This window comes from Exilibacterium tricleocarpae (assembly GCF_007004655.1).
Taxonomy (GTDB): domain Bacteria; phylum Pseudomonadota; class Gammaproteobacteria; order Pseudomonadales; family Cellvibrionaceae; genus Exilibacterium; species Exilibacterium tricleocarpae.
In genome coordinates this window covers 58,699-71,652 of the sequence record NZ_ML660106.1, presented here as the reverse complement: position 1 = coordinate 71,652, position 12,954 = coordinate 58,699, and the positions used below count along the sequence as shown (strand labels likewise).

General features: G+C 60.4%; 12 protein-coding genes. 6 read left to right on the top strand and 6 right to left on the bottom strand.

The window, feature by feature from the left end:
- The first annotated feature begins 124 nt into the window (after nt 1-124).
- The 3 genes from mpl (at nt 125) to FKG94_RS23560 (ending at nt 2,961) form a co-directional block, all read left to right on the top strand.
- Nucleotides 125-1,528, top strand: coding sequence for a UDP-N-acetylmuramate:L-alanyl-gamma-D-glutamyl-meso-diaminopimelate ligase (gene mpl / locus FKG94_RS23570; protein WP_142929406.1), 1,404 nt, complete (start codon nt 125-127; stop codon nt 1,526-1,528).
- Complete coding sequence (locus FKG94_RS23565) at nt 1,528-2,139, top strand: flavin prenyltransferase UbiX (RefSeq protein ID WP_179957782.1); 612 nt, start codon at nt 1,528-1,530, stop codon at nt 2,137-2,139. Before mpl ends, FKG94_RS23565 begins: the two co-directional genes overlap by 1 nt.
- 78 nt (nt 2,140-2,217) lie before the next feature.
- A complete protein-coding gene (locus tag FKG94_RS23560) occupies nt 2,218-2,961 on the top strand; it encodes a PP2C family protein-serine/threonine phosphatase (RefSeq protein ID WP_179957781.1) in 744 nt (247 codons plus the stop codon).
- Nucleotides 2,962-3,041: 80 nt separating this feature from the next.
- On the opposite strand, the gene FKG94_RS23555 is transcribed toward FKG94_RS23560, so the two are convergent.
- Nucleotides 3,042-3,884 carry an FHA domain-containing protein gene (locus tag FKG94_RS23555; protein ID WP_142929403.1) on the bottom strand — a complete coding sequence of 281 codons (843 nt, stop codon included), beginning with the start codon at nt 3,882-3,884 and terminating at the stop codon, nt 3,042-3,044.
- A gap of 304 nt (nt 3,885-4,188) precedes the next feature.
- Here FKG94_RS23555 and FKG94_RS23550 point away from each other — a divergent pair, with 304 nt between their 5' ends.
- From FKG94_RS23550 to FKG94_RS23540, 3 genes are all read left to right on the top strand, one after another.
- Nucleotides 4,189-4,527 carry a hypothetical protein gene (locus tag FKG94_RS23550; protein WP_142929402.1) on the top strand — a complete coding sequence of 113 codons (339 nt, stop codon included), beginning with the start codon at nt 4,189-4,191 and terminating at the stop codon, nt 4,525-4,527.
- Nucleotides 4,528-4,648: 121 nt separating this feature from the next.
- Nucleotides 4,649-4,873 (top strand): hypothetical protein, encoded by a 225-nt coding sequence (locus FKG94_RS23545; RefSeq protein ID WP_142929401.1) that lies wholly within the window; start codon nt 4,649-4,651, stop codon nt 4,871-4,873.
- Nucleotides 4,873-7,476: an efflux RND transporter permease subunit gene (locus FKG94_RS23540; protein WP_142929400.1), complete on the top strand. Its 2,604-nt coding sequence runs from the start codon at nt 4,873-4,875 to the stop codon at nt 7,474-7,476. The genes FKG94_RS23545 and FKG94_RS23540 overlap by 1 nt, the downstream gene beginning before the upstream one ends.
- Nucleotides 7,477-8,006: 530 nt before the next feature.
- Here FKG94_RS23540 and FKG94_RS23535 read toward each other — a convergent pair.
- The 5 genes from FKG94_RS23535 to FKG94_RS23515 all read right to left on the bottom strand — a co-directional run bounded on the left by FKG94_RS23535 (nt 8,007) and on the right by FKG94_RS23515 (nt 12,837).
- Complete coding sequence (locus tag FKG94_RS23535) at nt 8,007-9,689, bottom strand: patatin-like phospholipase family protein (protein WP_142929399.1); 1,683 nt, start codon at nt 9,687-9,689, stop codon at nt 8,007-8,009.
- Between the two features lie 31 nt (nt 9,690-9,720).
- Nucleotides 9,721-11,076: an ATP-binding protein gene (locus tag FKG94_RS23530; RefSeq protein ID WP_246125361.1), complete on the bottom strand. Its 1,356-nt coding sequence runs from the start codon at nt 11,074-11,076 to the stop codon at nt 9,721-9,723.
- Nucleotides 11,077-11,104: 28 nt separating this feature from the next.
- Entirely contained in the window at nt 11,105-11,806 is a 702-nt protein-coding gene (locus tag FKG94_RS23525) for a response regulator transcription factor (protein WP_142929398.1), read from the bottom strand.
- A gap of 53 nt (nt 11,807-11,859) precedes the next feature.
- The gene (locus FKG94_RS23520) at nt 11,860-12,180 is read right to left on the bottom strand and encodes a PepSY domain-containing protein (protein ID WP_142929397.1); all 321 of its coding nucleotides are present in this window, start codon (nt 12,178-12,180) and stop codon (nt 11,860-11,862) included.
- Between the two features lie 111 nt (nt 12,181-12,291).
- A complete protein-coding gene (locus FKG94_RS23515) occupies nt 12,292-12,837 on the bottom strand; it encodes a glycine zipper 2TM domain-containing protein (RefSeq protein ID WP_246125359.1) in 546 nt (181 codons plus the stop codon).
- Nucleotides 12,838-12,954 lie beyond the last annotated feature (117 nt).

Genomic DNA, 12,954 nt, shown 5'->3' with positions numbered 1-12,954 from the left:
GGGCGCGCGCTGCCGCTTTGGACAGGGCCTGCATTTTCGACCGTGAAAAAGGCATGATAAGCTGCCCACCGAACAGTGCGGCCGGCTGGCGCGCGGCAATTGAAACCGGCGATGAGTGACATTTATGCATATCCATATACTCGGCATCTGCGGCACCTTTATGGGCAGTCTGGCGCAGTTGGCCCAGGCCCTCGGGCACCGCGTCACCGGCGCCGATGCCAACGTCTACCCCCCCATGAGCACCCAGTTGCAGGCGGCGGGCATAGCGCTGACGGAAGGCTACGATCCGCAGCAGTTGCAGCCGGCGCCGGACCTGGTGGTGGTCGGTAATGTCCTCAGTCGCGGCAACCCGGCGCTGGAGTATCTGTTGGATACCGGTATTCCCTATACCTCCGGCCCGCAGTGGCTGCGCGACCACCTGCTGCGCGACAAGTGGGTGCTGGCGGTGGCGGGCACCCACGGCAAGACCACCACCAGCAGTATGCTGGCCTGGATTTTGGAGTATGCCGGAATGGCGCCGGGGTACCTGATCGGCGGTGTGCCGAATAACTTTCCCCAGTCGGCGCGACTCGGGGAGTCGGCGTTTTTTGTGGTGGAGGCGGATGAATACGACAGCGCGTTTTTCGATAAGCGTTCAAAATTCGTCCACTATCAGCCCCGCACGCTGGTCATCAACAATTTAGAGTTCGATCACGCCGATATTTTCCCGGACCTGGCCGCTATCCAGCGACAGTTTCACCACCTGGTGCGCACCGTGCCGGGTAACGGCCTGATTCTGTCCCCGGCCGCAGACCCGGCGATCGCCGCGGTCTTCGAGCAGGGCTGCTGGACGCCGCGCCAGTACCTGGGACTGGCGCCGGCGCCCGATGGTGCCGCCGGCCCGCAGTGGCAGGCGCGGCTCGGCAGTCCCGACGGCAGTCGGTTTACCGTGCTGTTCGAAGGGCGCGAGGCGGGTTCCGTCACCTGGGGCCAGACCGGTGAGCACAGTGTGATGAACGGCCTGGCGGCCATTGCCGCCGCCCGCCACGTCGGTGTGACGCCGGCGCTGGCGACTGCGGCACTGGGCGAGTTTGCCGGCGTTAAACGGCGCATGGAATGTCTGGGCGAGGTTGCGGGGGTGCGGGTTTACGACGATTTCGCCCACCACCCGACCGCCATCAGGACTACCCTGGCCGGCCTGCGCGCCAAGGTAGGTGCGGATAAGATACTGGCGCTGATCGAACCGCGCTCCAATACCATGCGGCTGGGGCTGCACAAATCCCAGTTGGGGCAGGCCTGCAGCGATGCTGATGATGTGCTCTGGTATCAGCCCCGGGGTGCCGACTGGGGGTTAAACGAGGTGGTTAATCACAGCCCGGTGCCGGCCAAACTGGCTACCGACCTGGATACCCTGGTGGCGGACGCCCTGGCGCTGAGCGGCCCCGGCACGCACATAGTGGTGATGAGCAACGGCGGTTTTGGCGGGGTGCATCGACTGTTGTTAGAGCGCCTGGCACAGGTGAACGGACGCAAGGGGGCGGCGGGCTGATGGCGAAGTATTCACGTACCGTAACCCTGGCGATGACCGGTGCATCGGGAGCTCAATACGGGTTGCGCCTGCTGCAGGCCCTGTTGGCGGCCGACTGCCGGGTGTACCTGTTGCTGTCGCGCGCCGCCGAGGTGGTGATCGCTACCGAGACCGATTTGTCGCTGCCGGCGCAACTGGAGCAACAGCGCGATTACCTCGGCGCCCGCTACGGGGCCGGGGCCGGACAGTTAGTGCTGTTTGGCCGGGAAGACTGGTTTGCCCCGGTGGCCTCGGGCTCCAGTTCGCCGGCGTCCATGGTGATCTGCCCGGCCAGCGGCGGCACCCTGGCAGCCATTGCCTCTGGCGCCAGCAATAACCTTATCGAACGGGCCGCCGATGTCGCCATGAAAGAGCGCCGGCAACTGCTGCTGGTGCCGCGCGAGGCGCCTTACTCGGCGGTTCATCTGGAGAACATGTTGAAGTTGACGCAGTTGGGCGCCGTGGTGCTGCCCGCCAGCCCCGGGTTCTACAACCGGCCCAGGACACTGGAGGACCTGGTGGATTTTGTGGTCGCCCGGTTGCTGGACCAACTGCATATCGAGCAATCCCTGCTGCCCAAATGGGGTGAGTGAAGCAATGGATTGAGGGAGGCGCGGCGATCCGGTGAGATAGCGCTGTAGGGGGTCGGCCGCACATTGAGGAGGTTGCGTTTGCGCTATCAGCTCGCCGGCAGTACCCACCGCGGCGCCGTCAGAGATCACAATGAGGATGCTATCGACTGGGTGGCGGCTGAGCAGTGGGCACTGGCGGTGGTGGCTGACGGTATCGGTGGATACAACGGCGGCGCCCTGGCGAGCAGCCTCTGTGTCGAGCGCTTTGTGGCGGATATCGAGCAGCGGCTCAGCGGCGTGGATGTGGCCACCTGGACGCCAGCGCAGATGCAGACGTCGCTGCGCGCGGCGGGGCAGGGTGTCAATCGGCAACTGAAGCGGGAACAGCGCCGCCAGGTGCAGTTTGGCAGAATGGGCACAACGCTGGTGGCGGGTCTGGCCTGGGGCGACTATCTCTGCGTGATCCATGCGGGCGACTCTCGCTGCTACCGGCTGCGGCGCCGGCAATTGGCCATGCTCACCCGCGATCATACCTATGTGGCGGAACTGGCAGCGCGGGGTGAACTGGATGACCAGGCTCTGCGGGCGCACCCCCTGCGCCATGTCCTGACGCGGTCGCTGGGGCGCCGGGAGCCGTTCGAGTTTGCCGTCAGTACCCGGCGTGTCGAGGCCGGGGACATCTATCTGTTCTGCAGCGACGGCCTCTCCAATTGCCTGGCGCCGGCAGTGCTGAAACGGTTGCTCGGTGGCGTTGATAGGCCGGCCGCTATTGCTGCCGGGCTGATTGACGCGGCGCAGTCCCGGGCCCGGGACAATATCTCCGCGGTGGTGATGGCATTCTAACGGCCTGTGTCGTGCCGGGTGGTCCGTACCGGGTTAAACAGCCCGATCCGGGCCAACGGTCCCGCATCTGGCCGGATGGCCTATACCATGCCAAACAGAAAGATCAGGGTGGCGATCATCAACAATACCAGGCCGGCGCTCACCCAGGCCAACAACTGATGGCCGGCCCGGCGCGGCGGCTCGTCGCGGTTGCCTGGTGAGGTTGAACGCGTTTTCCACTGTTTTGCCGCTGCGGGCGTTTTCGGCATGGCGCTACTGCGCGACGGCTGGCCGCTGGCAGTTCTGACCCGGGTTTTTGCCCCATCGGTATCGGGCCCGACGATACGAAAGCTGTAAACATCCAGGCGCAGGCGATCGCCGTCGCCGGCAACGCCTTCCTGAATACGGTTGTCGTTGATGTAAGTGCCGTTGGCCGAGGCCAGATCGCGTATATGCAGGCGGCTGCCCCGACTGCTGATTTCCACATGCTGGCGCGACAAATGGGTACCGGGGATGGTGATATCGCAGTCACTGCCGCGACCGATAGTGACAGGTGAAGTCACTATCCTGAACGACTGCCCCGCCAGCCAACTGCTGTCTGACACCAGCGTCCAGGTCGGCTGATCGACCCGGGACGCGGCCGCAGGTGCCGGCGGCTGTTCCTCGGGTGCAAGTACTTCTATCTCCACCTCACCCAGGCGGATCAGGTCGCCGGGGACCACTTGTTTCCGGGTAACGCGACGGTTATTGACATAGCTGCCCGCGCGACTGTTATTGTCTTTTAGGTACAGTTTGTTGTCGCGGGTGATCAACTTGGCGTGATGGGGGCTGATGCTGCTGTCGTCGAGAACCAGGTGATTGGCGGCATCGCAACCGATGCCGTAGTGTTTTTCCATCACCCAGACGGCATCAGTATTCGGGCCTTTCAGTTTGATTCTTAACATCCCGCAACGGCATCCGGTGGCAAAGCTTTTACAACTATAGAAACTGTAACGGGGATTATAAAGCGCGCAGCGCATTCTCAACACTGTCGATCGGATCTGTTGTCACCGTCTGCCGTTAAGCTGCGATTAACGGTTGTTTGCTATTATGTTGTAGGCGTCAAGTTGACGGGCGGGCTGTGCCCGCGATCGGCCATATGCCGGATTGATGAAAATATAGGCGGACAGTGTGCGGCGGCATTGTTTTCACCGCATGTGGGTGCTGGGCTGTTACAGCAGAGTGCCGCGGCAGTGGGAACTCCGGGCTATGGCAATGGTTTTGGCAAAATTTGCAGTAGCTTGTCACCAGGGTGCCGGTATTGCAATAGGTCCGGGGTGTCGCTTTCAGCGTATCAACCGCGTTGGTGCCGCCTGCATATTTACAGTGATGCAGGAACGGTGTAGGGGGAGCCGGCAGCTACCGCAGGGCAGCAATCTGCCATTAAATAACGGCCGGGTCGGTAAAGCTGTTGGTAAAGTTGTTGGTGATATTGTTGGTGATATTGTTGGTACTGCCGCTATTGTTATTGTTGTTACTGTCGCTTTAAGCCGTCGATACCAGGTACCTGGCGGGGCGAGTTTTGCCGGGTATTGGGGTGACAAATAACGCATTTTCACTACCCCTTAAACTTTCTTTACCTAGACCGGAGGTTTTATTGTTGTGTTTTTTTACCGATAATAGGCGGCTGCCCGGAAGCCGGAATGCAAATGTATAGGGATTTATACCTATGATGCTACAGCCGATACTGCCGCCGACGCCGTCAAAGACGCGCGTTTCGGCCTCGCAAGTCCCGCTGCCACTGCCCGTCTACCGTCGCACTTCTGCCGCCATCTGCGGTCAGATGGGTAGTTTTGATGGTAGTCTCGAGAGTAATGGCAATCTCCAGTTGCGCGCAAGCGCCGATCGGCACGCCGTGAGTGCTGGGGGTTTTCTGTCGATCATGGAGAAGTGATGTTACACAGGCTAGCTCAGTTTTATCAGGCGATGGTGATCGGCCGTCCGCGCTTGACGCTGGCAATCATATTGCTGCTGACGGTGGGACTGGCGCTGGGTCTGCCGAATTTCAAACTGGACGCGTCGGCCGATTCGCTCACCCTGGAACACGACGCCGACCTCGATTATTTTCGCGAGATCAACAAGCGTTACCAGAGTGGCGATTTCCTTGTCGTCACCTACAAGCCGCAGGATGACCTGTTTTCCGACGCCTCGATCGCGACGCTGAAAGCGCTGCGCGATGAGCTGCTGGCAGTTGAAGGTGTGGTCGGCTCCAACTCGATGCTGGATGTGCCGCTGCTCTACAGCCCCAGGCAGACGCTGACCGAGATTGCCAGCGCGCCGCGCAATCTGTTGACGCCGGGCGTCGATCGGGCGCTGGCCAAGCAGGAATTTCTCTCCAGTCCCATCTACCGCGATATGCTGCTCAGCCCCGACGGGCAGACCACGGCGTTGCTGTTGAACCTGGCGGTCGACAACCGCTTTATCGAACTGGTGCGCGAGCGCGACAGCTTGCGGTTAAAGCGCGATACCCAGGGGTTGACCGAAGCCGAGGCCGAGGAGCTGGCTCGGGTGAGCCAGGCGTTTCTCGATTACCGCACCGCCGCGGATACGCGCGCCCGCGCGCGGGTGGCGCAGGTGCGTCAGATCGTCGACGACTATCGGGACCGAGCCGAAATCTTTCTCGGTGGCGTCACCATGATTACCGCCGATATGATCGACTTTATTCGCAGTGATCTGGTTGTTTTCGGCACCGGCATCGTCATCTTTATCATTGCCACCCTGGCTTTTATTTTTCGCCAGCCGCGCTTTGTGATCCTGCCGCTGATGATCTGCATATTGGCCGTGGTCATGATGTTGGGCTACCTCAGTTGGGTCGACTGGCGCCTGACGGTGATCTCGTCCAACTTCGTGGCGCTGCTGCTGATTATTTCCCTCGCCATCACCATTCACCTGGTGGTCCGCTATCGGGAGTTTCACGCCGCCAACCCCGACTGGCCCCAAAGCCGATTGGTGATGGAAACCGTGCGCTTTATGGCGCGACCCTGTCTCTACACGGCACTGACCACTATGGTGGCATTTGCGTCGCTGGTGGTCAGCGACATCCGGCCGGTGATTGATTTCGGCTGGATGATGAGTATCGGGTTGATGGTGGCACTGGCGCTGGCCTTTGTGGTGCTGCCGGCAGGCCTGATGTTGTTGCCCAAAGGCGAACCCCGCGACCGCGGCGACTCGTCCCATGTGCTGACCCTGCGCTTTTCGAAGTTCACCGAAAAACACGGTAACACAGTGCTGGTGATCAGCCTGCTGGCGGCGATGGTCAGTTTCTACGGTGCCAGCAAACTGGAAGTGGACAATCGCTTCATTGACTACTTCCGCAAAGACACGGAGATTTACCAGGGCCTGCTCGCCATCGACCAGCGCCTGGGCGGCACCACCACGCTCGATATTATTCTGGATGCGGACCCCGAGTTGATAGAGGACCTCAGCTCGTCGTTTAACGGCGCCGGTTTCGGGGATGTCGACGATCCGTTTGCCGAGGCGGACCCCTTCGACGAACCGGACCCCTTCGAGAGGCCCGAGCCACTGGCCCAGGAAGACCCGTTTTCGGAAACCGATCCGTTTTCGGAAAAGAACCCCGAGAGTCCCGGCGCCAGGTACTGGTTTACCAAGGCGGGGCTGGGGGAGTTGGAACAACTGCATGACTACCTGGAGAGTCTGCCGGAGGTGGGTAAGGTCCAGTCCCTGGCCACCGCCTATAAAGTGGGGCGGGATATCAACGGCGGGCAGTTGAACGATTTCGAGCTGGCGCTGGTGCGACAGAAATTGCCGGATGAGGTCAAGGATGTGTTACTGACGCCGTTCCTGGCCGAATCGATCAATCAGACCCGGGTGTCGCTGCGAGCCCGGGAGACGGACCCGAATCTGCGGCGCCTGGAACTGGTGGACAAAATTCGCCGCTATGCGGTCGATGAAGTCGGTTTGAAGAGCGATCAGATTCACTTCACCGGTATGCTGGTGTTGTACAACAATATGCTGGAAAGTCTGTTTCGCTCCCAGATCGTCACTCTGGGCGGTGTGTTTCTCGGCATTATGGCAATGTTTATGGTGTTGTTCCGTTCCGCGACTATTGCCCTGATTGCGATTATTCCCAATATGCTGGCTGCGGGTGTGGTGCTTGGCGGCATGGGGCTGGCGGGTGTGCCACTGGATATGATGACCATCACCATTGCCGCTATTGCCGTGGGTATTGGTGTGGATCACGCGATTCACTATTTGCACCGGTTCCGCCGTGAGTTTGCCGAACTCGGCGATTATCTGCAGTGTATGCACCGGGCCCACGCGTCTATCGGGCGGGCCATGTTTTATACGTCGGTGACGATTATCGTCGGCTTTTCCATCCTGGCGTTGTCGGAGTTTATTCCCTCTATTTATTTCGGCCTGCTGACGGGGTTGGCGATGTTTGCGGCCATTGTCGGTTCTCTCACTTTGCTGCCGAAGCTGGTGCTGATTACTCAACCTTTCGGTCGCGAAGCGCTGGCCGATGCGGCGCCTACATGAAATATGGGGCCAGAGTAAAAACTTCCGGGAGCTTTTACTGATTCTTAGGTACGGTTGGGGTTTGTCCCGATTGGCGCTTCTTTAAGCAAATATGTGCTAATTGATCGGTCTGGCACTGACTGGGGCTTTCAGAAACACGTCGTGAACCCATCCGTGGGGACTTCCCGACAGCATCCCTGCTGTCGAGAGTTTCTGAAAGCCCCAGTCAGTACCAAACCTACCTTCAGCACACTTAATTGAGGTCGATTCGATTCCTGCAATTCGGGCCCGTCCCGAATGACACTTACTTAAGCGCATGTGCATCAGTTTATCGATTCTCGCCCCAACCGCATCGACCTTGGTTAAGCGTACTGAAGTAAGGCCTGGCTCTGGCTGAAGCTTTCAGAAACTCTCGACAGCAGGGATGCTGTCGGGAAGCTCCCAGGGACGGGTTCACAGCGTGTTTCTGAAAGCTTCAGCCAGAGCCAGGCCGATCAGGTGGCACATATTTGCTAAAGGACGACCCCGACCCTGGCGTGCCCAAGGCTTTTTTAGTCGCTCACGGCTGTTTCACCGCTTCGAGTCTCTGCCTGCAGTTGTGCCAACAACCGCTGCCAGTTGCCGTCGGTGTCGAGCAACTGGCCGGCTACCTGCATCAGTTCATCGACGGCTTCCGGTGCTATACCGAAACTGGTGGGAATGGTGTCGAAGTAACTGCGGGCCTCGGCGTCCATCAGGTGATCGAACGAAACTTCCGTCAGATAGACATCGAGCCCCGAGTTGTCCTCGCCGGGCTGGCGCGCGGTGTCTACATAGTTATCGATTCGCTCCAGCGTGTCGCGGGTGAAGTTATTTAGCGGAATGGTCGCTGTCTGGGTAAGCAGATCGCCCAGGCCGGGTATGCTCGCGGTCTGGTCCCGCTCGTTGGGCGGGTTGTTGGCCGCGTTTACCACCAGGATCAACAGTTTGCGAATCTTGCGTTCGTCGATCAAGGTTCTGATAGCGTTGGCCGAACCTTTGGTTTCGAGGGCAAACAGCAGGTTGCGCAGGCCCAGGTTGTCCGCGACGCCGCCGTCGATCAAATGCACGAACGGGCGTTTCAGCACGTCGTTTTCAGTAGCGGTATAACTGTGCAGTTCTTCGACGTGCTCGGCCAGGTCGGGGTTGGTGCGGCGCCGGGATTCCGCCTGCGACCACCATTTGGGACTGCGGTGCTGGCAGCGATCGGCGTGGTTGCTGTAGGTCATGGGGGTGAAGGCTCCGGGAAAAGCCGACGACGATGCCACCGCCCGCGCGAGTTTGATCGCGCCCAGGTCGACGCACATCAGGTCGAGGTAGTCCTGGGTAAAGGTAAACTGGCTGCCGCTGCTCATATCGGTGGCATTGATAAGAATCATGGGCCGCAGTGCCGCCTCTGTCAGGGTGGCGAAGGTGGCACCGCCGTAGAGGGTATCGTCGTAGTAGTTCGACGCCAGGTCGCTGCGGCCGTAATCGGCGCTGGCCAGGCTCGGCCAGTTGCTCGGGGTGAGCGTTTCGTGCAGCAACGCTTTGGGGGTGTCCTGTTTCAGAAAGCGCTCAAAGCTGCCGTCGAAAATGGCTTCGCGGTGCAGAGCGTAGTAGGCCGCGGTAAAGCTGCCACCGGACACAGAGGAAATCACGTCCACTTCATCGAGCAGGGTCTTTTGTTGCCCGCGCCACTGAATCGGGGTTTGTCGCAGCTTTTCGAGGACGCCGTAAGAGAGGGCCGAGGCGCGCTTGCCGCCGCCGGAAAACGCCACTATGACAAACAGCTCGTCGGTGTTTTTTTCGCCCTTTGCCAACTGTGAGAAGCGGTAGCCCTGCTCCGGGGTGATCTCGGTGATGGCCCGGGTTTGCGGTCTGGCGTCGCAGCCGGCGAGGGTACAGGTCCAGGCCAGCAGGGCGATCAGGTGCCAGCCGCTGGTAAGCGGTGTCCTGACATCTGACTTGGCAAGGCGAGGCTGTCCGGCTGGCGTCTCTTTGATCGGCGGTTGTTTGGTAGGTACTCTTTTGGTGGATGGACCTCTGGTAGGCAGTCTTCTAACAGACAGGCTTCTGGTTGACCGTCTTTGGTCAGATAGTCTTTTGGTTGATCTGCCTCGAAACAACCCTTTGGCAGACACCTCTGTTGCAGCTGATTTTGCAATAGCAGATTTTTTAGTAAAAAGTGCGGTAAAGCGTTCAGCGTTGCGCAACGCTGCGACAGTTAGCTCCATAGCGGACCCCAGGCAATGTTTTTATTGATTTTTATCGTTCAAACCCGGGCAGAATCAGGTTGAAGCTGGCACCGCCCAGACTCGACTTCCCTATGCGAATGCTACCATTGTAACTGCTGATAATGTCCACGGCGACGGCGAGCCCGATACCCTGGCCGGGGGTTGCCGTATCGGCCCGGGCGCCGCGCTGCAAAATGGTCTGGCGGTTTGCCTCGGGCACCCCGGCACCATCGTCCTCGATACACAGGTGCAATTGGCCGTCGCGGCGCGAGGCGCTGCAGCGCACTCGCGATCTGCCATACTTGTACGCGTTTTCGATCAGGTTGCCCAGCGCCTCCATCAGATCCCGCTCGTCGCCGTGAAACGCGATATCCTCCTCGATGCCGGCTTCGAAGACGATGCCTTTCGCGCTGTAGACCTTGTCCAGCGCCTGGCTGAGGCGCTGGACCACCGGCGCCACCGCCGTGGCGCGAGCCACCAGGGTGCGGGAATTGAGGGTGGCCCGCTGCAACTGATGGCTGACGATCTGGTCCATGCGATCGATCTGTTCATTCAGCGTGGGGTCAGGGGACTGCCCGCGACTGGCGGTGACAGAGCCGCGAATCACTGCCAGCGGCGTTTTCAGGCTGTGGGCCAGATCGGCCAGGGTGTTGCGGTAGCGCTCCCGCTGCGCTTGTTCATTGCGCAGCACCAGGTTTAAATTGTCGGTTACCGGCTGGATTTCACTCGGGTACTGGCCTCGAAGCTGTTCGGTCTCACCCGATTCCACCGCCGTCAGGTCCTCGGCAAGCTGCCGCAGGGGGCGCAGACCCCAGCGCAAAATCAACGCTTGTGTGATCAGTAACAGCACCACCAGGGCACCCAGCCAGCGCCAGAGCTGGGCGCGGTATTCGGTCAGTTCCGCCTGCAGGCGGTCCTGGGCGTGCAGGGTGGCAAAGCGGAACACCCGACTGCCCTCGTCGATATCCCAGGACACATCGTAATAGTAAGCAAACAGTGCTTTACCGTTGAGCTCGGTGGCATAGAAGTGCTCCGCCCCCACCCGCACCGGCGCGTTGCCCACTGCTGTGTCCGGCGGCAGCATCAGTTGTGCCGAATCTGAACGCCACAGCGTTTTGCGCTCGGCATTGCCGACCCAGCCGTAAAGGCCCGATCCCAGTTGCGAGAAACGCGGTTCTGTCAGTTGTTCCGGGAACCACAGCTCGCCGGCCTCCACTTCCGCGGCGCCCAGTAACAGGTAAATATGGGTTTTCAGCCGCTCCGCCTCGGCGGCGTAGAGGCTGCGGTGAAACGCCGCATCGAGCATATAGCCGCTGGCGCCCAGAAACAGCGGCAGCACCAGCAGCGAGGCGAGGGTGAGGCGAGCGGCGAGGGAGCGGGGAATCACGGCGGCGGACGTTGGTCGGGGTGCCGGTTCAAGTGACCTCGGGGGTCCGGTCGGTGCTGGCCGGCAGGGTAAAGCGGTAACCCTGGCCGCGCACTGTCGCGATGGGTTTGAGATCGCCGCCAGGGTCCAGCTTCTTGCGCAGCCGGCCGATAAATACCTCGATAACATTGCTGTCGCGGTCGAAGTCCTGGTCGTAGAGGTGCTCGGTCAGTTCCGTTTTCGAGATCACCTCCCCGGCCCGGTGCATCAGGTACTCCAGGGTGTTGTATTCGAAGCCGGTCAGTTCCAGCAGGTCGTCGTTGATCTGCACGGTTTTGGCGGCGGTATCCAGGCAGATGGGACCGAAACGCAGTTGCGGTGTGGCGTGGCCGGCCGAGCGGCGCAACAGGGCGTTGATCCGCGCCCGCAGCTCCTCGTTGTGAAACGGTTTTACCAGGTAGTCGTCGGCGCCGGCCTCCAGACCCTCCACCTTGTCCTGCCAGTTGCCGCGGGCGGTCAGGATCAGTATCGGCTGTGATTTGCCCAACTCGCGCAGGCGCCTAATCAGGTCGATACCGTTGATCTCCGGCAGGCCGATATCGATAACGGCGAGGTCGTAGGGGTATTCCTCGCCGCAGTAGAGGCCCTCGCGGCCGTCGGCGGCGGCGTCCACCACATAGCCCAACTCGCTCAGAAAGCTCTGCAACTGTTCGCGGATATGGCTTTCGTCTTCAACTACCAGTAAGCGCACGTCAGTGTTCCTTCTTGTTGGTTTTGATGGGCTGGTGGAGTGTTTTCCCAGGGTCAGCCGCCGATAATGGCGCCGGTTCTGGCATCGACGGTTACTTGCCTGACACGTCCGGAGTCCTGCAGCAACTTCACCCGGTAGACCAGGCGATCGCCCGACTGCTTGCGTTGGACCTTGAGTACTTTGCCGCCAAAGCGCTGTTTGACCAGCGCTGCGGCGCGGGACTGGCTGATGGCCTGCTGTTCCTTGCGCAGGTCCTTGCGCAGATAGTCACCGGATTTGGCCGCGGCGCTGGTGGGGCCCACCAGGCCCCCCAGCGCCAGCAGCAGGGCCAGCGCCAGGGTTAAAAAGCGGGGGGTGGCGGTCGTGTTGCGCATAGTCGGCTTACTCTGTCGATTCTGACCCTGGGTTTCGGTCCTAAATTAACTCACAGGTATCCGCGCTTGTCGACCCGCGATGGCGCCTTTAAGGCGCCTGTTCTGCGTCGCTCAGTAGACCGGGCGGACCTTGACGGCTACCTTGAGGCGCCTGCCGGGGTCGCGATCCATACGGGTATGGTAGGTCATGCCGTGGTAGCGGTAGGTGATGTCATAACCGATAACCTTTTCCTCGTATTCGACGGTATGGCGGACCTCGCAGCGCTCCTCATCGCGAAATTCGGTGATACTGCCGCGGTTGGACTTGCGGTTGCTGATATCGCGGCCGATGGAGGCGCCCAGTACCGCGCCGGCCACTGCGCCCACCTGTTTGTTGCGCTTCTTGTGGCCCAGTTCGTTGCCGATGGCCGCGCCGATGATACCACCGACGATAGTGCCGGTATTGGAGCGGTAGCCGTCCCGGGGGCGCTCATAGCTGACGGTTTCGACCCAGCACTGGCGCTCGGGCCGGCGGTGCTCGATGGTTTTGTAGATCGGGGTTACATTGGTAACCTTGGCGTAGTCAAAGCGGGCATCGTTACGGGCCAGTGCCGGTGTCGCGGCAGTCGCCAGGACTGTGGTGATAGCGGCTAGGGTACTGATCATTAACGTCTTCATGATATCAACTCCATTGCGTTTAACTGGTCTAGGTTGCCTTGTGTAACAGGGTATTGGTTAATCGTGGGGCCAGAATAGCGGTCGCAACCTGAATGAAAGCTGAAATGTTGAATTAGC